Annotated in this window: 19 protein-coding genes; 5 read left to right on the top strand and 14 right to left on the bottom strand. The window is 66.3% G+C overall.

All coding sequences use genetic code 11. The features are described 5' to 3' along the window. Positions 1 to 26: 26 nt before the first annotated feature. From LOS8367_RS10610 to LOS8367_RS10565, 10 genes are all read right to left on the bottom strand, one after another. Positions 27 to 1,391 carry an MATE family efflux transporter gene (locus LOS8367_RS10610; RefSeq protein WP_165761442.1) on the bottom strand — a complete coding sequence of 455 codons (1,365 nt, stop codon included), beginning with the start codon at positions 1,389 to 1,391 and terminating at the stop codon, positions 27 to 29. Between the two features lie 179 nt (positions 1,392 to 1,570). Beyond that, the gene (locus LOS8367_RS10605) at positions 1,571 to 3,037 is read right to left on the bottom strand and encodes a polysaccharide lyase family 7 protein (RefSeq protein ID WP_165761441.1); all 1,467 of its coding nucleotides are present in this window, start codon (positions 3,035 to 3,037) and stop codon (positions 1,571 to 1,573) included. Positions 3,038 to 3,107: 70 nt separating this feature from the next. Continuing rightward, positions 3,108 to 4,052, bottom strand: a complete 945-nt coding sequence (locus LOS8367_RS10600; protein WP_106535047.1) for a sugar kinase — start codon at positions 4,050 to 4,052, stop codon at positions 3,108 to 3,110. Beyond that, entirely contained in the window at positions 4,049 to 5,569 is a 1,521-nt protein-coding gene (locus tag LOS8367_RS10595) for an aldehyde dehydrogenase (NADP(+)) (RefSeq protein WP_085896482.1), read from the bottom strand. The genes LOS8367_RS10600 and LOS8367_RS10595 overlap by 4 nt, the downstream gene beginning before the upstream one ends. Before the next feature lie 171 nt (positions 5,570 to 5,740). Continuing rightward, the gene (locus LOS8367_RS10590) at positions 5,741 to 6,487 is read right to left on the bottom strand and encodes an SDR family NAD(P)-dependent oxidoreductase (protein WP_085896481.1); all 747 of its coding nucleotides are present in this window, start codon (positions 6,485 to 6,487) and stop codon (positions 5,741 to 5,743) included. A gap of 65 nt (positions 6,488 to 6,552) precedes the next feature. Beyond that, complete coding sequence (locus LOS8367_RS10585) at positions 6,553 to 8,886, bottom strand: heparinase II/III domain-containing protein (protein ID WP_106535048.1); 2,334 nt, start codon at positions 8,884 to 8,886, stop codon at positions 6,553 to 6,555. 72 nt (positions 8,887 to 8,958) lie between these two features. Further along, positions 8,959 to 10,506: an extracellular solute-binding protein gene (locus LOS8367_RS10580; RefSeq protein WP_085896524.1), complete on the bottom strand. Its 1,548-nt coding sequence runs from the start codon at positions 10,504 to 10,506 to the stop codon at positions 8,959 to 8,961. Between the two features lie 35 nt (positions 10,507 to 10,541). After that, positions 10,542 to 11,414: a carbohydrate ABC transporter permease gene (locus LOS8367_RS10575; protein WP_242665563.1), complete on the bottom strand. Its 873-nt coding sequence runs from the start codon at positions 11,412 to 11,414 to the stop codon at positions 10,542 to 10,544. Positions 11,415 to 11,436: 22 nt separating this feature from the next. Beyond that, positions 11,437 to 12,429, bottom strand: a complete 993-nt coding sequence (locus LOS8367_RS10570; RefSeq protein ID WP_085896479.1) for an ABC transporter permease — start codon at positions 12,427 to 12,429, stop codon at positions 11,437 to 11,439. After that, entirely contained in the window at positions 12,426 to 13,535 is a 1,110-nt protein-coding gene (locus LOS8367_RS10565; RefSeq protein WP_085896478.1) for an ABC transporter ATP-binding protein, read from the bottom strand. Before LOS8367_RS10565 ends, LOS8367_RS10570 begins: the two co-directional genes overlap by 4 nt. Positions 13,536 to 13,897: 362 nt before the next feature. Here LOS8367_RS10565 and LOS8367_RS10560 point away from each other — a divergent pair, with 362 nt between their 5' ends. After that, positions 13,898 to 14,245: a cupin domain-containing protein gene (locus tag LOS8367_RS10560; protein ID WP_085896523.1), complete on the top strand. Its 348-nt coding sequence runs from the start codon at positions 13,898 to 13,900 to the stop codon at positions 14,243 to 14,245. A 56-nt stretch (positions 14,246 to 14,301) separates the two neighbouring features. Here the strand turns inward: LOS8367_RS10560 and LOS8367_RS10555 are convergent, their stop codons facing one another. Both LOS8367_RS10555 and LOS8367_RS10550 read right to left on the bottom strand, forming a co-directional pair. Further along, positions 14,302 to 15,063: a FadR/GntR family transcriptional regulator gene (locus LOS8367_RS10555; RefSeq protein ID WP_085896477.1), complete on the bottom strand. Its 762-nt coding sequence runs from the start codon at positions 15,061 to 15,063 to the stop codon at positions 14,302 to 14,304. Then, positions 15,039 to 15,761 (bottom strand): ribonuclease activity regulator RraA, encoded by a 723-nt coding sequence (locus LOS8367_RS10550; protein ID WP_242665562.1) that lies wholly within the window; start codon positions 15,759 to 15,761, stop codon positions 15,039 to 15,041. The genes LOS8367_RS10555 and LOS8367_RS10550 overlap by 25 nt, the downstream gene beginning before the upstream one ends. 239 nt (positions 15,762 to 16,000) lie before the next feature. Here LOS8367_RS10550 and LOS8367_RS10545 point away from each other — a divergent pair, with 239 nt between their 5' ends. From LOS8367_RS10545 to LOS8367_RS10535, 3 genes are read left to right on the top strand one after another with little or no spacing between them, the layout of a single operon-like run. Continuing rightward, positions 16,001 to 16,975, top strand: coding sequence for a TRAP transporter substrate-binding protein (locus LOS8367_RS10545; protein ID WP_085896476.1), 975 nt, complete (start codon positions 16,001 to 16,003; stop codon positions 16,973 to 16,975). 57 nt (positions 16,976 to 17,032) lie between these two features. Beyond that, positions 17,033 to 17,563 carry a TRAP transporter small permease gene (locus tag LOS8367_RS10540; protein WP_085896475.1) on the top strand — a complete coding sequence of 177 codons (531 nt, stop codon included), beginning with the start codon at positions 17,033 to 17,035 and terminating at the stop codon, positions 17,561 to 17,563. Further along, on the top strand, positions 17,563 to 18,846 hold the full coding sequence (locus tag LOS8367_RS10535) for a TRAP transporter large permease (protein WP_085896472.1): 1,284 nt from the start codon (positions 17,563 to 17,565) through the stop codon (positions 18,844 to 18,846). Before LOS8367_RS10540 ends, LOS8367_RS10535 begins: the two co-directional genes overlap by 1 nt. Positions 18,847 to 18,956: 110 nt before the next feature. On the opposite strand, the gene LOS8367_RS10530 is transcribed toward LOS8367_RS10535, so the two are convergent. Together LOS8367_RS10530 and LOS8367_RS10525 are read right to left on the bottom strand one after the other, a co-directional pair. Beyond that, positions 18,957 to 20,297, bottom strand: a complete 1,341-nt coding sequence (locus LOS8367_RS10530) for an aspartate aminotransferase family protein (RefSeq protein ID WP_085896470.1) — start codon at positions 20,295 to 20,297, stop codon at positions 18,957 to 18,959. Further along, positions 20,294 to 21,052, bottom strand: a complete 759-nt coding sequence (locus LOS8367_RS10525) for a beta-keto acid cleavage family enzyme (RefSeq protein WP_085896468.1) — start codon at positions 21,050 to 21,052, stop codon at positions 20,294 to 20,296. The genes LOS8367_RS10530 and LOS8367_RS10525 overlap by 4 nt, the downstream gene beginning before the upstream one ends. A 132-nt stretch (positions 21,053 to 21,184) precedes the next feature. On the opposite strand from LOS8367_RS10525, the gene LOS8367_RS10520 reads away from it, so the two are divergent. Then, the gene (locus LOS8367_RS10520) at positions 21,185 to 22,126 is read left to right on the top strand and encodes a MurR/RpiR family transcriptional regulator (protein ID WP_306456260.1); all 942 of its coding nucleotides are present in this window, start codon (positions 21,185 to 21,187) and stop codon (positions 22,124 to 22,126) included. Positions 22,127 to 22,355: the final 229 nt, after the last annotated feature.

Raw genomic sequence — 22,355 nt, 5'->3', positions numbered from 1 at the left:
CCCACCTCGACGGTTGGACGCAGACCTCACTCCGCGGCGAGGCCGCGCTTCCATTCGCCCTTGTAGAGCCGCAGGTGGAAAAGCGGGAACTTGACCAGCTCCTCGACCAGGAACAGCGCGAAGACCCAGGTCACCGACAGGTCGAGATGCAGCACGAAAAGCGCGGTCAGCGGAATCCGCACCAGCCATTGCGCCGCGACAAAGATGTTCATCACGTAGAGCGTGTCGCCCCCCGCCCGCAGCGTCTGGCCGCAGATCGCGTTCGATCCCTTGGGAAAGGGCAGAAGCAGCAGCACTGGCAGGAAGCTCAGCAGCGCCGCAGTGGTTTCCTGTTCGAGATTTCCATAGATCCAGCCTGATCCGAGGCAGATGAAGAGGTAGGTGGTCGAGACCAGCCCGGCCGCGACGAAGGCCATGCGCCAGGCGCGGCCGAGGAAGCGGTCCAGCTCATCGCCGCTGCGGTTGCTGCCCAGGAGCTGCGCCACGATGATGCCCGTCGATTGCGCCCAGGCGATGCCGAAGGTTCCCGCCGCCTGAACCCATGGCAGGATCAGCGTCATCGCGGCGAACTGGTTCACGCTCATCTTGGCGAAGAGCAGCATCGCTGCATAGTTCGCGACCGCGTTGCTGACGAAGGTGCCGGCGATCGGCATCGAGAAGTTGAGATGTCGCCCCAGCGACTGCCACAGCGTGCCGTTGAGCCAGCCCGGTTCGTCCCGATAGCTGCCGGTTTCGCGGTGAAAGGCACGGGCGAGGTAGAGGGTACGGGCCAGAGCTCCGAGCGCGCTGCCGATCGCGGCACCGGTGACGCCGAGCCCCGGCAGTCCGCCCGCCCCATGGATCAGCAGGTAACTCGTCGCCACGTTGATCGGGATCGCGAACACATAGCTCTTGAGCGGGATGATGGTACGGCCGCTGCCGTTGAAGAAGCTGCCCACGCATTGCGCTACCGCCTCGCAGAGCACCACCAAGAGGAAGATATTGAGATACGAGCGCGCCTGCTCGGCGATCCAGGGCGTATGCGCGATGCGGTCGAGGACCAGCCCCCCGAAGGCCGCGACGAAGACGATGCCGATCATGGCGACCGCGAGGTTGGTGATCAGCCCGGCATAAAACCCGGTCTTGAGCGCCACCGGTCGGCCCGAACCGACCGCCTGGGCCAACCGGATCTGGGTGGCGGTGGAGAAGGCGAAGAGCGTGCCGACCAGCAGCGTGCCGAAGGCCGAAGCGAGACCCATCGCGGCCAGCGCCGGCTCGCCCAGCCCCGAGACGAGATAGGCGTCGATCAGCACGATGCCGTTGACCATCATCGCCTTGAAGGTCAGCGGCCATGCGACGTCGAAAACGGTGCGGTTCGAGGGCGTCGCGCGGCGGGTGGCAGTGTCAGACATCATGTTCCATCAAACCGATTGGCGCGGCCCCCCTTGAGACCTGCGCTCGAAAATCGAAACCCGGCGCGACGCGCGCGCCACAAGCGACGACAAGGGCCCCCGGGGCCCGCTCCGACCTGCGGGGTCGTGCATGCGGACGGCCGGGAGACACCCCCGGCCGCCGCCATCGATCTGCGATGTCAGGAGCCGTGCTCCACATCCAGTTCGAAGAATGTCACCTGGTCGTAATCGCGATCCGGCCGATCGCTGGTGTTGTTCTGCGAATAGGCGCCCGCCTTGAAATACATGAAGTCGTCCGCGACCGAGTAGCCGCTCTCGCTCATGTCGTAGGGCTCGGCCTCGATGCGGCTTCCATCGTCGCGGGTGATCGCGACATGCAGCATCGGGTGCTCGACGCCGTCGCGCTCCTCGCCGCGCACCGCGATTTCGTAGGCGAAGGTCTCGTCGAGCGCGATGCCGTCATCGGGGTTCTCGGCGTGATTGCCGCGGCTGCCGATCATCTCGACATAGACGTCGTCCTCGCCCACCGCCTCATGCGCGAAATAGATCGAGCCGAACTTGTTGCCGGGGAGCTTGCGGTAATAAAGCCGGATCGGCTCGTCGTCCTTGGCGTGGATCTGGCCAATGATGACGCGGCCCACCTTGCCCGCCTCGCCGATCCGGGTAACCTGGTTCACCGCCAGCGTCGCACGCATCACGCCGTCGACGCCGCCCGCCATCGCCTGCGCCTCTTCGGGGGCCGAAGAGAAGACCCAGTTGTTGGCCGTGGGCGTGCCATCGTCGTTGCGAGTGGAGATGTTCTCGTCGCCACGGCGGATCATCTCGCGCAGCTCTGAGCGGGCATAGCTCGAGCCGGAGGTGGTGAAGCCGCCCGGCACGGTGCGGAACACCATGCCGCCGGTGACCGGGTCGGTGTAGAAGAACCGGTCGTCGGACCAGCCCTGCAACTCGTTCTCGGAGATCTCGTCGACCTTGCCGTCCTGGTCGAGATCGGCGGGCAACGTCAGCTTCCAGCCGGTCAGGTCGAAGTTCTCGCTGGGGGGCACGTCGATGCGCAGGTCCAGCCCGGTCTTGCTCATGTTGGCCACCCGCGCCGTGTCGCTGCCGTCGCTCAACTCCGCGACCTCACCCGAGCCGCAGCCATAGGCCTGCACCTCGATCAGGCTGTTCCAGCCGCTGGCCTCGTTGCCCTGCCCCGTGAGCCGCAGGTAGCGCGCCGGGGTCGCCGGCACCTCGAACCGCTCGATCGCGGTGCTCTGCCCGGCGCTCTGGCCGCCCGAGATCAGCGAGGTCCAGCTATCGCCATCCTCGGAGGCCTCCAGGTCGAAACTGGTGCGCCGCTCGTCGCCTTTGTAGAAGGCGAGCCCGACCTCGCGCAGCGCCTGCGCCTCGCCCAGATCGAGGGTGAGCTGCTTGCCCGCCCCTTCTGACGACCAGCGCGAATCCGGGTCGAAATCATTGTCGAAAACCCGATCGGGCCCGTATTCGGCGTCGAAGCTGCCGTCATCGCTGGCCGAGACGATGGCCAGTGGCGAGATGTCGGCGCAGGACTCGGGCGCCTGTGCCGCGACCTGAGTGGCGGGCCAGAGCGCGCCGGCCAGAAACAGCGTGACTCCGCTGCGCAATCCAATGGTGATGTTCGTCATGTCGCTCCTCCCCGAGCGGTCAAAAGGCGCATGCGCGCCGGGAAACTGGAAAATGGACTGGTCGATGCCGTCAGGACGCGCGAGCCGCCGCAGCCTCCTCGCTAGTGGTGGCGGGCAGGATCGCGCCGGGCGCGGCAACCACCCGCGCGGCCATCTCGTGGGCGCGGCGCAGCGCATCGTCGACGCCCTGCCCCTCGACCCAGGCCGCAAGAAAGGTACCGTCGAAGCTGTCGCCCGCGCCGGTGGTATCGACGACCCGCTCCGCTTGCGCGAAGACCGGCTCGCTTCCGCCCGGGTCCGGCACCAGCAACCGTGGCCCCGCCCCGCCGCGTTTCAGGACGCAAAGCGACATGTCATACCTTGAGAGCCGACGCGTCGCCTCCGCCTCGCTTTCACCGAACAGCGCCACCTCGTCGTCGATCGAAGGAAAGCCGATATCGGTGACCGCCCAGGCCCGGTCGACAGCCGCGCGCGCGACCGCCACGCTCTCCCACAGGCGCGGCCGGTAATTGCTGTCGAAGCAGACCGTCACGCCCGCCCGCCGCAGCGACGCCAGCCGATCGAGCAGCGCCGCGCGCACCGGCGCCGACAGGATCGCCAGCGTGATGGCCGATAGGAAGACGTGGCTCGCCCCGTCCAGCGCCGAGAAATCGGGGGGCGCGTCGGGACCGAACATCCGCCGCGCCGCCGAGGCGTCACGCCAATAGGCAAAGCTGCGCTCGCCCTCGGCATCGGTCTCGATCGCGTAGAGGCCGGGGCCGCGATCGGGGTCGAGGCGAATGCGCGCGACGCCGACGCCATGCGCTTCGGCGAAGCTCATGATCCGGTCCGAGAACCGGTCGTGTCCCAGCGCCGTCACCAGTTCGACCCGCGCCGCGCCGCGCAGGGCGCGCCGCATGTAGATCGCGGCGTTGAGCACGTCACCCGCCACGCCGAGCCGGGCGGTCTCCTGCGCCTGAGGCACCGACAGCTCGATCATCGGCTCCCCGACGAAGAGGATGAGGGGCGGCGTCACGACAGGGCGCCTCCGCGCATCTCGTCGGGCAGCAGCGCCTCGGGGATGTTCTGGAAGCAGACCGGGCGCAGGAAGCGACGGATCGACAGCGTGCCGACCGAGGTGGCGCCGAAATTGGTGGAGGCGGGGTATGGCCCGCCATGCACCATGGCGTCGCAGACCTCGACCCCGGTCGGGAAGCCGTTGGCCAGCACCCGGCCCGCCTTGCGTTCGAGCAGGCGCAAGAGCGGCGCTGCATCCTCCGCATCGCCCTCCTCGATCTGCAGCGTCGCGGTGAGCTGTCCCTCCAACTCCCGCGCCACGGCGCGCATCTCGTCGACGTTCTGGGCCAGAACCACGACACCAAGCGGGCCGAAAGCTTCCTCGTGCAACGAGGTATCGGCGAGCCAGTCGCTGGCGCGGGTCACGAAGAGCGCGGGCGCGGCGTAGCGGGCGTCGCTCTCGCGCGCAAGCCGGGTTTCGGCCCGGCCATTGGCCGCCATCGCCTCGCGCGCCGCGCGGTAGGCGCCGGCGATGCCCGGCGTCAGCATCGGCTGATCGGGCGCTTCGTTCAGCGCCGCCTGCGCGGCATCGACGAAGCTCTCGGCCCGGTCGCCCGCGGGCAGGACCACGACGCCGGGATTGGTGCAGAACTGCCCCGCCCCCATCAGCAGCGACGCGGCCCAGCCGGTGGCGATCTCGCCGCCCCGCGCGGCGAGCGCGCGCGGCAGCACGAAGACCGGGTTGATCGAGCCCAGCTCTCCAAAGAACGGGATCGGGTCGGGCCGCTGCGCGCAAAGATCGAACAGGGCGCGGCCACCGGCGAGAGAGCCGGTGAAGCCCACGGCGCGGATCAGCGGCTGGCGCACCAGTGCCTCGCCCACGGCGCGGTTGCCGCCCTGGATCTGGCCGAACACGCCGGGATGCAGCCCCTCGGCCACGCGCGCGGCATCGACCGCCTGCGCCACGATGTCGGCCACGCCGGGATGCGCCGAGTGGCCCTTAACCACAACCGGGCAGCCCGCCGCCAGCGCCGCCGCCGTGTCGCCACCCGCGCTCGAGAAGGCGAGCGGGAAGTTCGAGGCGCCGAACACTGCCACCGGGCCGATCGGGCGCTGCATCATCCGCAACTCGGGGCGCGGCAGCGGCTGGCGCTCGGGCAGCGCCTTGTCGTGGCGCAGGTCGAGATGCTTACCCGCCTCGACATGGTCGGCAAAGAGGTTGAGCTGGGCCACGGTGCGCCCGCGCTCGCCGTTGAGCCGCGCCTCCGGCAGACCGGTCTCGCGCATGCCGATCTCGGTGATCTCGGCGCCGCGCGCCTCGATCTCCTGACCGATGCGGCGCAGGAAGGCGGCGCGCTGCGCGCCGCTGGTGGACGAATAGCTGTCGAAGGCCGCCTCGGCCGCCGCGCAGGCCCGCTCGACCAGCTCGGGGTTGCCCGCCTGGAACGTCTCCGGCGTGCCGTGGATCGGCTGGTTCTCGAAGGTCGTGCTGCCGTCGAGCCATTCTCCGGCAATCAGGTGCTTGGTCTTGAGCATGGAAAGCTCCTTTCGGATGTCGTCGCGGCGCGCCAGCCCGCCCGCGTCAGGCGGGCGGATGGGGATGAAATCTGAGGGCGAGCGGGCCGCGCCCCGAAAAAAGGGGGGGGCGGCGCTCGGAGCCCGTGGGGGATTGACGGGGCCGCCGCGCAGGGCGGCCCCGGGGGAGGATCAGGAGAAGACCAGACCGCCGTTGATGTCGACATTGGCGCCGGTGATGAAAGACGCCGCCGGCGAGGCCAGGAACACCGCCAGCTCGGCCACCTCCTCGGAGGTGCCCTCGCGCTTCAGCGGCGTGTTGCCCGCCACCATCTTGCGCACCTCGGGCTTGGTGAAGATGTTGTGGAAGTCGGTGTCGATCAGCCCGGGGCAGAGCGCGTTGACGCGGATCGCCGGGGCCAGCTCCTTGGCCATGCCGCGGGTCATGGTCATGATCGCGCCCTTGGCCGCGCCATAGGCCAGCGCGCCGCCGCCGGCGCCGTCGCGGCCCGCCTGGCTGGCCATGTTCACGATCGCGCCGCCCTCGGTCATGTGCGGCAGCGCCGCCTGGATCAGCAGGAAGGCTGAGGTCACGTTAACGTCCATCACCGCCTGCCAGTGCTCGACCGTGATCTCGGGGATGGTCTTGCGGGCGATCAGCCCGCCGGTCACCGGCATCACCACGTGGATGGCGCCGAAGGTTTCCGCCGCCGCGGCGACGAAAGCCTTGACCTGCGTAGGGTCGGTCATGTCGCCCTGCATGGCGAAGGCGCGGCCACCCATCTCCTCGATCTCGCGCACGGCCGCCTCGGCGCCCTCGCCGCTCTTGTAGTAGTTGATCGCGACATTAGCGCCCGCCTTGGCGAGGCGGATGGCGCAGGCGCGGCCGATGTCACGCCCGCCGCCCGAAACGATCGCGGTCTTGCCCTTGAGTTCCATGTGTTTGGTCCTTCGAATTGAGGTGGATTGCGCCACCCGGGGACTCGGCCCAGGCGGCAGAGGCGTCAGGTGCGCGCGAGCTTCTTGATCACCCGCTTGAAGGTGCGTTCCTCGGCGTCGGTAAAGTAGAGGTCGCAATCGTAGCCCTGATCGTCGAGGAAGTGGAAAATCCGCTTCGGCGCGTCGAGCCGATAGGGCACGAGCAGCGTCGCGATCCGGTGCCGCGTCGCCTCCGGGAACCGCGCGGTGACGCAGGTGCTGACCGGCAGCCCCTCGTATTCCTTCGGATCGACGCCCGGAAAGCCGGTTTCCTGGCTCAACTGCGGCATCCCGGCCTCGGACCAGACGACCTGCCCGTAGAACCCCGCATTGCGCCCGGTGTAGCGGAACGAGGCCTGTCCCAGATCGTAGGGGCCGTTGGCGTGCAGCAGCCAGTCGATCGAGACCGGGCTCTCCGCATCGATGCTGTCGACGATGACGAAGTAGCTGTCATGGACGAAATGCACCTCGCGGCTGACGCTCGTGACCTCCGGGCTCAGCGAACGGTAGGCCTCGGTCGCGTCGCCATGGATATAGATGTCCTCGCCGCGATCCTCGGCCGCGAGGATCCGGCCTGTCGCCGCCATGGCGCGCGCCTTGTCCTTGTCCGCGTATTGCCCCTTGCCGTTGATCAGGATCGCGTTCTTGGAGCGCGTCTGACGCCGCCAGCCTTGGTGCATGGTCGAGTTGAAGGCGACGTAATGCCCCGACTGGATCGCCAGATCCTCGCCGAAGGCCGAAAGGCAGAACGCGTTCTGGTCGCCATGGCTGTGGCTGATCGAGCCGAAGGGCGAGGCCTTCATCACGAATTGCAGGTGTCGGTCCGGATCATCCATGTGGCTCTGGATCGCGGCCCAGCCGATCCCCTTGAACCAGCGCAGCCGGTCCTCGGGCCCCGGTGCCGCGCCCTCGACCTGTGGCCAGTCATGGCGATACATCAGGTCGTCGAAGTTCAGGTCCCACCAGCCGTAATTGTAGAAGGCCCCCTCGGTGCCCGGATCGTTGCGGCAGATCTCGTCGAAATACCACTGGTAGGCGGGGTTGCCGGTGACGCCCGCATATTGGCGCAAATTGTAGCCGATCTTCAGGCAGGGCAGATCGCCCATGGTGCTGTCGTCGCCGAAGGTGGCGCGGCGGGTATCGGGCGCCTTGGTATAGAGCGGGAAATCCCCGGTCTTCTGGAAAAAGGGCCGCTCGTAGAGGTTCAGTCCCGTGAAGCTTTTCAGCAGGTTGGCCGCCTCTGTGAGATAGGCCATGCCGGTCATCCAGTAATGCGGCCCCTCGGCCCAGCCGCCATCGGCGTCGCCCCAGGGCGAATAGACGGTCCAGAGGAACTCGATCGAGTAGTCGAGCCAGTCGCGCGCCTCGGGCTCTTCGTCGAGAAGCGCGATGCAGGCCGGCACGAGAACGGCCGAGACCGAGCGCACCGCGTGGCTGTCATAGGGAAAGAGATGGATATGCGCGTGGCGGATCACGTGATCGGCCACCTCGCGGGTGCGCACCAGGAGCGCCTGGCGCACGCGCGCCTCCTCGTCCTCGTCGAGCACGTCGCGCAGCCAATCATAGCCCCAGGCCAGCGCCACGGCGACGCGGAAGGCCCATTCGTCGGTATAGCCGCGCGAGGTGGTGCCCGCCGGATCCCAGTCGGCAGCCGAGAGCAGCCATTCCTTCGAGCGAGCGAGCATGGTGTCGTCGCCCAGCACCTTGCCCGCGACGGCGAGATGGCGGATCGCGTAGATCAGCTCCTGGCAGTCGATATAGGTCTGACGCCAGATCGGCGCGGTGCGGGTGTTGTTCGGATATGGCGCCGGTTCGGCCATGATCTCGCGGTCGAGCCATGGCTTGACCGACTTGTCGAAGAAGTTCTGCCAGTTGCAATGCTGCGGGTCAGCCGCGACCGCGTCGCGGAACGCCGCGAGCTCCTCGGGGCCGAGCCAAAGCCGCGGATGCGCCATGTCGGCGCGGGCATAGCGATCGGCGCGGTTGGGCAGCGGCGTCTCGGGCAGCGCCTCGGGCAGGTCGAAGGCGCGGGACTTGCTCCAGCGGGTGGCCGGACGCTTGGCGTCCGCGTCCCAAACCGCGTAGGACCAATGCCAGCGGCCCGGCGGCAGTGCCGCATCGGGCGTCAGGAAATTGAGCGGCAGGTCGGTGAAGACCCGCGTCGCGTCGTCGGCATAATCCGGATCGGTCGAGAGGCGCAGCACGTAGCGCGCCGCCTCGTCGACCACCGGCAGCCAGGTGAAGCGCGGCGGGTTCTCGGCGATCTCGGCGCCCTCGTCGGGAGCGTAGCGGATGTTGAGCCGGCCGGCGGCGGGTTCGTCGAGATAGGCGGTCTGGGGTTCGGCGGTCATAGTGGCCATGCGCTTGCATCCTTGGTCGAATGGGAGATCGGGGGTACCGGGGGGTCGTGATCGCCCCCCGGAACCGGGGCGTCAGCTTTCGTACTGGCGTTCATAGGCGGAGTTCATCACCTCCAGCACGTCGCTCAGACCACGCTTGTCGAGCTGGGCCATGTACTCGCCCCAATCGGCTTCGACGTCGCCGGTGCCGAGGATCCAAGCCTGCTGGCGCTCCAGCATGTAGGTGAGGATCGAGGGCCAGTACTTGTCGTAGACCGCCTGCTCCTCCTCGTTGAAGGACACGCCGAGGAATTGGTCGATCAACAGGTCGTTCTGCTCGTAGAGTTCGATGCCCTCGCGCGCGTCGTCGGAGGTCCACTGCCATTCATAGGCGTAGTCCATGTAAAAGCCGCGCGGGATCTGCGCGCCGATCTCCCACATCTGGCTGTTGACCGGCTGGTCGCTGGTCAGCACCTCTTCGGTGTAGACCGGCTCGCCATCGACCATTTCGTAGTGCACGCCCTCGACGCCGAAATTCGACAGCCGGCGGCCTTCCTCGGTGAACCAGAAGTCGAAATACTTGATCGTCTCGACGGGATGCTCGTTGGCATAGCTGATGGCCCAGCCATCAGGCTTGAGCGGGGTGCGGCGGTGCTCCTCGATGCGCTGGCCGCTGACGCTCTCAGGCGGCAGCATCGGCGCGAAGTTGAAGCCCGGCACCTTCTCGGCGAGGGCGGCGTTGTAGCCGGAGGTCGAGGCGAACCAGTCATGGGTCAGGCCGCCGAGATTCTCCGACAGAAGGTATTCGCGGGCGCTGGAGCCACGGGTGAAGATCTCGGGATCGATCAGCCCCTCGGCATACCACTTGGCAAGGTTCTTCATGCCCTCGCGGTAGCCCTCTGTGGCGTAGGGATGCTTAACCTCGCCATTGTCGACGTAGAAGTCGTGATAGGTGTCCGAGCCCGAGGACCGGCCGTCCCACAGGGTCACGAAGCGGATCAGCTCCTCCCACTGGCGCTCGAAGATCGGGATCTCGTCCTTCTTGCCGTTGCCGTTGGGGTCCTGGTCGCGGAACGCCACCAGCACCTGGTAGAGCTCCTCGACATTGTCGGGCCGCTCCAGCCCCAGCGCGTCGAGCCAGTCCTGACGGATGTACCAGGCGCGGCCGAACTTGCCGTCGGGCAGGTAGGGCACGTAGTAGATCTTGCCGTCCGATGAGGCCATGGCGTCGCGCAGTTCGGGCCGCTCGTCGAGCAGCGCCTTGATGTTGGGCGCGTGCTCCTCGATCAGCTCGTCCAGCGGCAGGAAGGCGCCCTGGGGGCCGTACTGGTTGACCGGGTCCTTGATCCGGTTGCCGCCGACGATGTCGGGCAGGTCGCCCTGCGCCAGCAGGAGGTTCATGGCCTCGTTATGGTCGGGGGTGTTGCGCCCGGCGGTGGCATCCACGAGGTGGATGCCGGTCATCTCGCGCGCCGCCTGCTCGACCGGGTAATCCTCTTCGTAGCCCTGGTTGCGGGGCCAGTGGAAATGGATGCTCAGCTCGAGCGGCTCCTCGACGATCCTGAGATGTTCATCGGCGAAGCCGGGCTGCGCCAGCATGGTGGTGGCCAGGAACGTGGCGGACAGTGTCGTTTTACGCATGGTTTCCCTCCCAAATCGCGTGTCGTTCTCGCGGGTCATTCCTTCACGCCTCCCAGAAGGATGCCCTTGTTGAAGTACTTCTGGACCCACGGGTAAATCAGCAGGACCGGAATGATGGAGCAGACGATGATCGCCGCGGTGACCGTCTCGACCGAATAGGCCGCGTCGATCAGGGTGCTGGTAAATTCCTCGTCGTCGGACAGCTCGGCGATCAGCTGGCGCAGGTAGACCTGCAGCGGGATCTTGTCCTCGCTTTGGAGTAGCACCATCGCCCAGAAGAAGCCGTTCCAGCGCGCCACGATGCAGAACAGGGTGATCGTGGCGATCGCCGGCTTCGACAGCGGCACATAGACCTTCCACAGCACCTGGAACTCGTTGGCGCCGTCCATCCGCGCCGCCTCCTCGAAGGAGGACGGGATGGATTCGAAGAAGTTGCGCAGCAGGATGATGTTGAAGGCGTTCAGCGCGAAGCCGATGATGATGCCGAAATAGCTGTCGAGCAGACCCAGATCGCGCATGTTCAGGAAGAACGGGATCAGGCCGGCGTTGAACCACATCGTGAAGGCCACGAAGAGGTTCCAGAACCTGCGCCCGATCAGCTGCGGCCGCGACAGCGCGTAGGCGCCGGGGATGATGATCAGCAGGCTTACCGCCGTGCCGCCAAAGGTGTAGATGAAGGTGTTGGCGTAGGAGCTCCAGAACTGCGGCTCGCTCAGCACCCGCTCATAGGCGGCGAGGGTGAACTCGACCGGTGCCAGCACCACCGTGCCGGCGGCGGCCGCGAAGCCCGAGCTGAAGGAGACGGCGGCGATGTAGATGAACGGGTAGAGCGTCGAGATCGTGAACAGCCCCACCAGCACCATGTTGGCGATGACGAACCATTTGTCGCCGCGAGAATAGAGATTCATGTTGGCCATTGGCGCGTCCTCCTCACCACAGCGACGTGCGCGACACGCGCTTGGAGATGGTGTTGGCGGTCATCACCAGGATGAAGGCGACGACGGCGTTGAACAGGCCGGCCGCGGCGGCGAGGTCGTATTGCCCCTGCTGCAGACCCTGGCGGTAGATGAAGGTGTTGATCACGTCGGCCGTCTCGTAGGTGGCCGGCTGGTAGAGCAGAATGATCAGCTCGAAGCCCACTTCCAACAGGTTGCCGATGCGGATGATCAGCATGATGATGATCGTCGGCAGGATCGAGGGCAGCGTCACCTTCCACATCATCTGCCAGCGGCTGGCGCCGTCGACCACCGCGCTCTCGTAGAGCGAGAGGTTCACGCCCGCGATGGCGGCGAGATAGACGATCGACTGGAATCCCGCCTCCTGCCAAATGCCGGAGCCCACGAAGATCGGCCGGAACCATTCGGGCTTGGTCAGGAAGTAGATCGGGTCCATGCCCAGCCATTCGAGGATGGTGTTCACGATCCCTGCCGAAGGGCTGAAGGCCGTGATGACGATGCCCGCGATAATCACCGTCGAGATGAAATGCGGCAGGTAGACGATGGTCTGCGCGGTGCGCTTGTAGGTCTGGTTCAGGATCTCGTTGAACATCAGCGCCAGGATGATCGGCGCCGGAAAACCGAACAGCAGGGTGAAGAAGCTGATGATCACGGTGTTCCGGATCGCCCGCAGGAACTGGTCGTTCTCGAACAGCGTGCGGAAATGCTCGAAGCCGATCCACGGGCTGCCGTCGATGCCGCGGAAGATCGAGTAGTCCTTGAAGGCGATCTGCAGCCCGTACATCGGCTTGTAGAGAAACAGCAGGAACCAGATGATCGTCGGAAGCAGCAGCACGTAGATCTGCCACTCGCGTTTGAAATGATCGCCGAGCCGTGCGGCGCGACGGCGGGCCCGGTCGCGCAAGGCCTCGCGCGACTCGATGACCAACTCCTCGGTGGAGGGGCCGATATGCTCCTGCTGGCTCATGCCGCCACCCCCATCCGGGAGCCTCCCAGCACCCGGCCGGTGTCGTGGTCGAAGACCTTGATCCGGTCGACCGGCACGTGGAAGGCGTTGACGCCGCTCAAGTGATCGGTGTCGCCACCGGTCTCGGCCTTGATGACGAAGGGCACGTCGCCGATCGAGGTGTGCAGCAGCGCCTCGGAGCCCAGCGTCTCGATCAGGTCAAGCTCGACCGGCACCGTCGAGCCACCGCCGATGGGTTCGATCGAGGCGTGCTCGGGGCGGATGCCGACGATGATCTTTCGGCCCTGCGCGTGGCGCAGGCTATCGAGCGCCGGCAGCGCGATCCGGGCGCCGTTGGCGACCGCGACCGGGCCGCGCTCGCCGGTTTCGACCACAGCGTCGAACTGGTTCATCGGCGGTGAGCCGATGAAGCCCGCGACGAAGGTGTTGACCGGGTTGTTGAACAGCTCCATCGGCGTGCCGATCTGCTCGATCCGGCCGTCGCGCATCACCACGATGCGGTCGGCCAGCGTCATCGCCTCGACCTGGTCGTGCGTGACGTAGACCGAGGTGACGCCGAGCCGCTTGTGCAGCCGCTTGATCTCGGCGCGCATCTGGGTGCGCAGCTTGGCGTCGAGGTTCGACAGCGGTTCGTCGAAGAGGAACACCTCCGGGTGGCGCACGATGGCGCGGCCCATGGCGACGCGCTGGCGCTGACCGCCCGAGAGATCGGCGGGGCGGCGGTCGAGATAGGCGGTGAGCCCGAGGATCCCGGCCACTTCCTCGACCGAGGATGCGATCTCCGCCTTGGGCGTGCGGCGGATGCGCAGCCCGAAGGCGATGTTGTCGGCGACGCTCAGATGCGGGTAGAGCGCGTAATTCTGGAACACCATCGCCACGTCGCGATCCTTGGGAGCCACGCGGTTCACGACCCGGTCGCCGATGCGGCAGGTGCCGTCCGAGATTTCTTCGAGCCCGGCGATCATTCGCAGCGTCGTGGACTTGCCGCAGCCCGAAGGCCCGACAAGCACCACGAACTCCTTGGGTGCGATCTCCAGATCGATGCCGTGGACGACTTCGAGCGCCCCATAGCGTTTGACGATTCCCTTGAGACTGACGCCTGACATGGTCCCCTCCCTTTCGGCCCCGACGTGGAAGCACTGGCAGCATGGCTACCGGATTCGTCAGGAGTGATCAATACAAATATTGACAACTGACTGGCAAACCGGCAATCAACTGTTAACAAGCTCATGTCTCGGCTGCTGAAAGACGCGCGAATGTCACGCGGGAAAGAAGTGTTAACAAGCGCTTTATCGCCCATTGGCGCGCCCTGTGCGACGGAACGCACGCTGTCGAACGGGACTTTACAAGTTCCGGTCGCCGCGCCCCGGAACGGGACGGAATTTGTTCGGCCTCCCCGCCCGGAGGCCCCTGTCATGCCCCGCGCCGCGACGGCGCGCGGCGATCTGCCACGAGAGAGGAGACGATGATGCAGGTGAACAGCGATACCCCGGAGGCCTGGATGACCTCCGGCCCCGGCGCCCAGCGGCGCATCCTGTGCGAGAACCCCGAGCTGATGATGGTCGAGTTCCGCTTCGAGAAGGATGGGCGCGGCCTGCCGCACCATCATCCGCACGTCCAGACGACCTACGTGACCTCGGGGCTGTTCCGCTTCACCGTCTCGGGCGAGACCCGCGACCTGGGCCCGGGCGACGCGATGCTGATCCCCTCGAACGCCGAGCATTCCTGCCTGTGCCTCGAGGAAGGCGTGCTGATCGACGCATTCACCCCGCGCCGCGCCGATTTCATGGAAGCGCACGGCCTGCCGACCAGCTGAACGCCAAAGGCCCCCGCCATGGCGGGGGCCCTTCAAATCATGCCGTCACGGCCGCGTCAGGCGTGGCCGATATCGCCCTCGAAGACCCGCCTGCGGGCGTTCTCGATATGGCTGCGCATGGCACGCCGCGCCGCGTCGCCATCGCGCTCCGAGATCGCCTCGTAGATCGCGTCATGCTCGGCCTGCACCATCGCCAGCCGCTCCTGCGACTTGGTCAGCGACAGGTTGCGGGTGAGGTTGAGGCCGGTGAGGATGTTGGCCTTCATCGAGTTGCGCGCGGAAACGAAGTAATGGTTGTCGGAAGCGGCGCAGACCGCCGAGTGGAACGCCTCGTCGGCATCGACGCCAAGCTCGCCGGTACGCACGCAGCGATCGAGCTCCTCCAGCGCCTGCTGGATCTGCCGCAACTCCCGCTCGGACCGGCGCTGCGCCGCGAGAAAGGCGGCCTCGCCCTCGATCGCGGCGCGGAACTCGAAGGTGCGCTGGATGTCGGCGATCGAGCCGATCGGCGCGAAATCGAGCACCGCCTCCTCAGGCTTGCGCCGCACGAAGGAGCCGGAGCCTTGGCGCGACACCACGACCCCGTCCTCGCGCAGCTGCTTGAGCGCTTGACGCAGCACCGGGCGTGACACGCCCATCTCGAGGCTGAGCTCGTGCTCGGTGGGAAGCTTCTCCCCCACCGCAAAGTCGCCCTTCACGATCCGCGACAGTACGCTTTCATAGACCGTGTCGGCCAGCGTCCGGTCGCCGGTGTCGCGGGCGGCCCTGACCGGGGCCGCTGCCTGCGGGAACTCTATCGCCCGTTTGCCTGTCGCCATGCGCTGTACTTCCCCTTGGTGGCCGGATCGGTCGGCGGATAGAGGCCGAAGGTCGAAGCGCCCTTCTGCACCTCCTCCATCACGAAGTCCTCGAAGGACGTCATTTCGACCGCTTCCTCGGCGACCTCATCGGCCATGTGACGAGGAATACATACAACTCCCTCGTTGTCTCCGACAATGACGTCACCGGGAAAAACCGACACGCCGCCGCAGGCGATCGGATCGTTGATCGCCACGGCGTGGTGCTTGGTGAGGTTGGTGGGCGCGCTGGGGCGCGAATGATAGGCGGGCATCTCGAGTTGCGCGATCTCCGGCGTGTCGCGGAAGCCGCCATCGGTGACGATGCCGGCGCAGCCCAGCTGCTGCAGCCGCGTCGCCAGAATGCAGCCGGCGGAGGCCGCGGTTGCGTCCCCGCGCGAGTCGATCACGAAGACTGCGCCATCCGGGCATTCCTCGACCCCCTTGCGCTGCGCGTTCTCGCGGTCGGCGAAGCTCTCGAGCACGTCGAGATCCTCGCGCGCCGGGATGTAGCGCAGCGTATAGGCCAGCCCCACCATGTTGCGCCCGGCGCGAAGCCGCTGCGGCCCCTGCAGGTAGATGTTGCGGAAGCCGCGCTTGAACAGCGCGGTCGTCAAGGTCGCCGTGCTGACCTGCATCAGCCTCGCATGGGTCTGCGCCCCGAGCGCCGTCATCTCCATCGTCCCCTCCTGCCCGTCCCGTGACGGCTCTGCTTGATGTCGAAACCAAACTATGCGGCCAGCCCGCATCTTGTCAAGATTTGTAATTGCTATTTTGACAAGGTGCCTCCGATCCCTTCCTTTTCTACCGCCACAGGGCGCCTCCCATGTGTGCGTCACCCACTGCGCAACATGCATGTTGATATTTTTTGTAATCGGAAGTAAGAATCAAAAATTACAAACGAGGGAGGAGAGGAAACATGTTCATCAGGAATATGCTGTGCGGCGCCTTGGCTGCGACCGCGATCGCCGGAACCGTCGCGGCGGAGGAATGGCGCGGCTGGAACATCCATGTCGAGGATTATCCCGTCAGCCACGGAATGGAGCGCTTCGCCGATCTGGTCGAGGAGCGCACGGGCGGCGAGCTGACCGCCAAGACCTTCCATTCCGGCGTGCTGGGTTCGCAGCCCGACGCGATCGAGCAGCTGCGGCTCGGGGTCATCGACTTCGGCGTGTTCAACCTCGGTCCGATGGGCCAGGCGGTGCCCGAGGCCAATGTCACGCTGCTGCCCTTCATCTTCCGGGACGTGCCGACGATGTACCGCCTCATGGATGGCGAGCTCGGCGAGGCGATCGGCGAGGGCATGCGCGAGCGCGGCATAGTGCCGGTGGGCTGGTACGCCGCGGGCGCCCGGTCCTTCTACAACGGCGAGGCGCCGATCGAGACGCCCGAGGACGTAGCCGGCATGAAGGTGCGGGTGATGAACAACGACCTCTTCGTCGGCATGATCGAGGCGATGGGCGGCAACGCCACGCCGATGGATTTCGCCGAGGTCTACCAGTCGCTGCGCACCGGGGTGGTCGACGGGGCGGAGAACAACCCGCCCTCCTATGAATCGACCAACCATTACGAGGTCGCAAAGTTCTACTCGCTGACCGAGCACCTGATCATCCCCGAATGCCTCTGCATCAGCCTCAAGTCCTGGGACGCGCTGACGCCTGAGCAGCAGGAGATCGTGGCCGAGGCCGGCCGCGAGAGCGCCACCTACCAGCGCGAGCTGTGGGACGAGCGCGAGGCCGCGAGCCTCGAGACGCTCCGGGCCGCCGGCGTCGAGATCAACGAGATCGCCGACAAGAGCGCCTTCCAGGAAGCGATGACCCCGGTCTACGATGCCTATGTCGCCGATAACCCCGACATGGCGCCGCTGGTCGAGATGATCCGCAACGCCGAGTGAGCCATCGCGGCGAGGGCCCGCATGGCCCTCGCCCACCCTCTTGCCGGGACATCGCCCATGACTGCCCATACTCGACTGACCGCCGGTCTCGACACGGCACTTTATTTCCTGCGCAATGCCTGCCTATTCGTGGCCTCGATCTGCCTCGTGGTGCTGATCGCGAGCTTCGGCTGGCTGGTCTTCGGCCGCTACGTGCTCAACGCCACGCCGACCTGGGTCGAGCAGCTGTCGCTGCTCCTCGTCGGCTACATCACCTTTCTGGGCGCCGCGGCTGGCATCCATGACGACGGTCATCTGGGCGTCACCTTCCTGCGCGATGGCTTTGGCCCGCGCTTCTCGTCGGTGCTGCGCAGCATCTCGGACCTGGCGATGACCGGCTTCGGGCTCGTCATGTTCACCGCCTCGACCGAACTGGTGCGCTTCGGATGGTCCTCGCAACTGCCGATGCTGAATCTGCCGGAGGGAATGCGCGCCATCCCGGCCGCGATCTGCGGCCTGCTGGCAGCGCTGTTCTGCGGCACGCGCGCGCTGCGCCGGATGCTGGGCGATAGGCCCGCCACCGACGCCTTCATCTTGGAGAACATCTGATGGGTCTCATGGTCTTGATGGGCGCTTTCGCAGCGGCGCTGCTTCTGGGCGTGCCCGTGGCATTTGCCATGGGAATCGCCGCCGCGCTGACCTTCTGGTTCGAGGGGCTGCCGCTCCTGATGACCTTCCAGCGGACGATCTCGGGCATCTCCGCCTTCTCGCTTCTCGCGATCCCCTTCTTCATCTTCGCGGGCGAGCTGATGCTGCATGGTGGCATCGCGCGCAAGCTGGTGAACTTCGCCGGTACGCTGGTGGGCCATATCCGTGGCGGGCTGGGCTCGGTCAATATCCTGTCGAGCATGCTGTTCGGCGGCATCTCGGGCTCGGCCATCGCCGACATCTCGGCGCTCGGCTCGCTTCTAGTGCCGACCATGAAGGAACGCGGCTACCGCGCCGACTACGCGGTCAACGTCACCGTCACCTCATCGATCGCCGGCATCGTGATCCCGCCCAGCCACAACATGATCATCTTCGCCATCGCCGCGGGCGGCGGCGTGTCGATCTCCAAGCTGTTCCTGGCCGGTGTCGTGCCGGGCATGCTGATGTGCCTTTGCCTCGCCATCGCCGCCTATATCCTGGCGATCCGCCACAACTACCCGGCCGAGACCTTCCCAGGCTGGCGCGCGGTCCTTCTTTCGGCGGCCGAGTCGATCCCCGGCCTCGTCACCGCGATCATCATCATCGGCGGCGTGCTTTCGGGCGTCTTCACCGTCACCGAATCCGGCGCTTTCGGTGCGCTCTACGCGCTGGCCCTGACCGCCATCGTCTATCGCAGCCTGAGCTGGGAGGATTTCCGCGTCGCCATCGTCAACTCGGTGCGCACCACCGCGATGGTGATGATCCTGATCGGCTTCGCGGCCTCCTTCGCCTATCTGCTGGCGCTCTACCAGGTTCCGGCGCGGCTTTCGGATGCGCTGCTGACGTTGACCGAAAACAAGATCCTGATCCTGCTGATGATCAACCTGATGCTTCTAGTGCTGGGCATGATCATGGACATGGCGGCGCTGATCCTGATCTGCACGCCGATCTTCCTGCCGATCGCCAAGAGCCTCGGTATGGAGCCCGAGCAGTTCGGCATCATGATGCTGGTCAATCTCGGCCTCGGCCTGTGCACCCCACCGGTGGGCACCTGCCTCTTCGTCGGCTGCGTCGTCGGGCGAATCCGCATCGAGGAGGCGGTGCGCGGGATCTGGCCCTTCTACATCGCCATTGCCGGCGCGCTGCTGCTCGTCACCTATGTGCCCGCCGTTTCGCTGGGCCTGCCGCGACTGCTCGGATTGTAAGGCCGCGACGGAACAAGGCCGCCACAGGGCGGCCTTGTCGTTTCCGAAACGGGTATGCCACTGCAAGCGCGCGGAAGGATCGAGGCCGTTTCCCGGCGCTGCCGCTCAGGTCACAGCCCGGGCAGCACCGCGTCGATGGCGCGCGACAGACGTTCGATCATCTCGTCGAGATCGGCCTCCGAGGCGATGAAGGGCGGCGCGAGCAGCAGGTGGTCGCCCGCCTTGCCGTCACGCGTGCCCGGCATCGGATAGCAAATCAGCCCCTCCGCCATGGCCGCCTTCTTCAGCTTGCCAGCGACACTCCTAGCCGGATCGAAAGGCGTTTTGGTCGTGCGGTCGGCCACGAATTCCAGCCCGCGGAACAGGCCACGGCCACGGATGTCCCCGATATGGGGGTGCTGGCCAAAACGCGCCTCGAGCGCGGACTGCAGGTAATCGCCGCGTGCCCGCACCTGCGCCGGAAGGTCGTGGTCGAGCAGCTCCCGCAACACCGCCAGCCCCGCCGCCGCAGCGACCGGGTGGCCGACATAGGTATGGCCGTGCTGAAAAAAGCCGGAGCCATTGGCGATGGCGTCATAGACCGGGGCCGAGCAGAGCATCGCGCCGATCGGCTGGTAGCCCGCGCCGAGGCCCTTCGCGATGCACAGGATGTCGGGGGCGATGCCTTCGGCCTCGCAGGCAAAGAGATGCCCGGTCCGGCCCATGCCGCACATCACCTCGTCGAGAATGAGCAGCACACCGTGCCGGTCGCAGATCTCGCGCACGCGCTTGAAATAGCCCGGCACGGCCGGCACCGCGCCCAGCGTCGCGCCGACCACCGGCTCTGCGATGAAGGCCATGACGCTGTCGGGGCCAAGGCGCTGGATCTCCGTTTCCAGCTCATCGGCCACGCGCCGCCCGTAATCCTCGGGGCTCTCGTCCTCGGGGCGTTCGGCATATTCGTAGCAGGGCGCGATGTGGCTCATTTCCACGAGAAGAGGCGCGAATTGTTGGCGCCGCCATGCATTGCCCCCGGCCGATAGCGCGCCGAGCGTGTTGCCGTGATAGCTCTGGCGCCGCGCGATCAAGTGGCGTCGCTGCGGCTCGCCGCGCTCGACATGGTATTGCCGCGCGAGCTTGATCGCGCTCTCCACCGCCTCTGAGCCACCGGAGACGAAATAGACGCGGTCGAGATCGCCGGGCGCGTTCGTCGCCAGGAGATCGGCCAGGGCCTCGGCGGGCTCGGAGGTGAAGAAGCCGGTATGGGCGAAGGCGAGCTGGTCTACTTGACGTTTGACCGCCTCGCGCACCCGCTCGTTCGAATGGCCGAGGCAGGAGACGGCGGCACCGCCGGAGCCGTCGAAGTAGCGCTTGCCCTCCGTATCGATCAGGTAGCATCCCTCGCCGCCCACCGCGACGGGAAGATCGGCATGGCAGTTGCGGGGAAAAACGTGGCTTTGCTTGGCGCTCATGGAAGATGCCTTTCGAGTTGGGCGCGAAGCGCCGCGACGGAGGCGGCGTTGTCGGCATGGGGCTGGCCGCAATGGTCGGTCAGGCTGTTCTCGAAGCCAACACGCAGGCTGCCGCCCTGTTGCGCCGCCGCGATCAGGCAGGCGTGCTCGCGCGGCCCGAAGGCGCAGACCATCCAGTCCACGGCCTCCGGCATCGCGGCCCGGAACGGGTCGAGATCGGCGGGGTCCGAGACCTGGCCCGCAGCGTAGCGACCGAGGACGAAAAGCACTGAAGACTGCTCCCGTACGACCACGCCCCGGGCCTGCCAGTCGCGCAGCAGCGCGATATCGGCGGTGTCGTAGAGGATATGCTGCACCTCGGTGCCCTGCTCGGCACAGGTGGCATAGACATCCGGCGCAAGGTCGGGCTCGCGCGCGATCTCGCGCACCGAGATAGAGGCCCAGCCGGGCCGGACCCGGCGCAGGCAGTCCAACTGAGCCGGGACATCGAATAATCCCGCCGCCTCGGTGGTGATCTGGATCCGCATGCCCGGCACCCGGCGCTTCAGCTCCTGAAGCGCCTCACCATAGCGTCCGGCGTCGAGCGAATGCCGACCGTTCTCGTCGCGCACATGCAGATGCAGCGCCTCGGCGCCCGCCTCGTGGCAGGCTTGAGCGGTTTCGGCAATCTGCCCGGGGGTAACCGGCAGGGCCGGGTGATCCGCCCTGCTTCGCCGTGCCCCGTTCGGGGCGATCATGATGAAGGGTCGAGCCATGGTTCAGACCCTTATCCGATATGCGTGGACGCCAATGGGCGGGGCGTGGTCGGGGAGCGTTGCTGGCATGTGAACCTTCGGCGGTTTCCGCGGACACGATGTATCGGACCAAACCTTGCTCCCAAAACGTGTTTGGTCAACAGTCACAAAATAAAACATCCGTTCCGGCCCAGCATCGAAGACCTCATGGATCCGACATTGAAGAACAGGGTCGTCGCGGCCCTCAAGGCAGAGATCCCCACCCTGCCCCGCGGCCTGCGCGTCGGAGCCAAATACGTCGTCGATCACCCGTCCGATTTCGGCCTCGACCCCATCCGCGAAACCGCGCGCAAGGCCGGGGTCAGTCCTTACACGTTGGTCAGGCTCGCGGAGCGGCTTGGTTTCGAAGGCTATGACGACCTGCGCGCGCCGTTTCGCCAAGCACTGGTTTCGGCCGCGGTCGTGGTCGAGAAGCCGGCTTGGGTGGAGCGGCTTCGGGAGGAAGGCGAACCCGGTCGCATTCAGGCAGATGCCGCGCTCAACGAGATGGCAATCGTGCAGCGCACGCTCGAAGGGGTAAAGGCCGGGCAGATCGATCGCGTCGTCTCGATGCTGATGGCCGCACCCACCGTCTATCTGACCGCGGCGCGGGCCAGCTACGCGCTGGCCTATTACCTGCATTATGTCGGGCGGATGGCGCTGCCATCGTTGCAACTGATCCCGCGGCACATGAACAGCCCGATCGACGACCTCGATACGGCCGGTGTGGATGACGTGTTGATCGCGATCACCTTCACCCCCTACTCCCGCGAGACCATCGAGGCCTGCCGATTTGCCAGTCGCAAGGGGATGAAGCTCGTCATGATCTCCGACAGCGAGATCGTCTCGCCGGAATTCGCCGCCGACGAGACACTGGTCGCCTCGATGCTCTCGACCCATCACTTCGGCTGCTATGCAGGGGCGATGGCGCTGATCGAGACGCTGATTGCACAGCTCGTGGCCCAAGGCGGTGAGGCCTCCCGCCTCAGAATCGCCTCCTATGAGAAATTGCGGCGGGAGAGTCAGGCCTACTGGGCGGGGCAGAAAAAACGTTAGTTTTAATTACGTCGGTCCCTATGGACCCTTGGTCCGAAATTCGCCCGGGTTCAGTCGGATCGGAATGGGTTGGTTACGGTTTGGCACGGCAGCGCGGTTGACCGGCACGCCGCCACGACAGGTGTCGGGTTCGCGATTCGAGGCCATAGGATTCAGCGGGATGGTGTCGGTCGTCGCAAGGTCGTCTTAGATGTGATCGAGCATGCATTGAACGCAGTTGTACTGCGAC

Origin of the sequence: Limimaricola soesokkakensis (assembly GCF_900172345.1) — a bacterium.
GTDB lineage: Bacteria > Pseudomonadota > Alphaproteobacteria > Rhodobacterales > Rhodobacteraceae > Limimaricola > Limimaricola soesokkakensis.
Note: the sequence above shows the minus strand (reverse complement) of the source record. Positions and strands in the feature narration are given on the sequence as shown.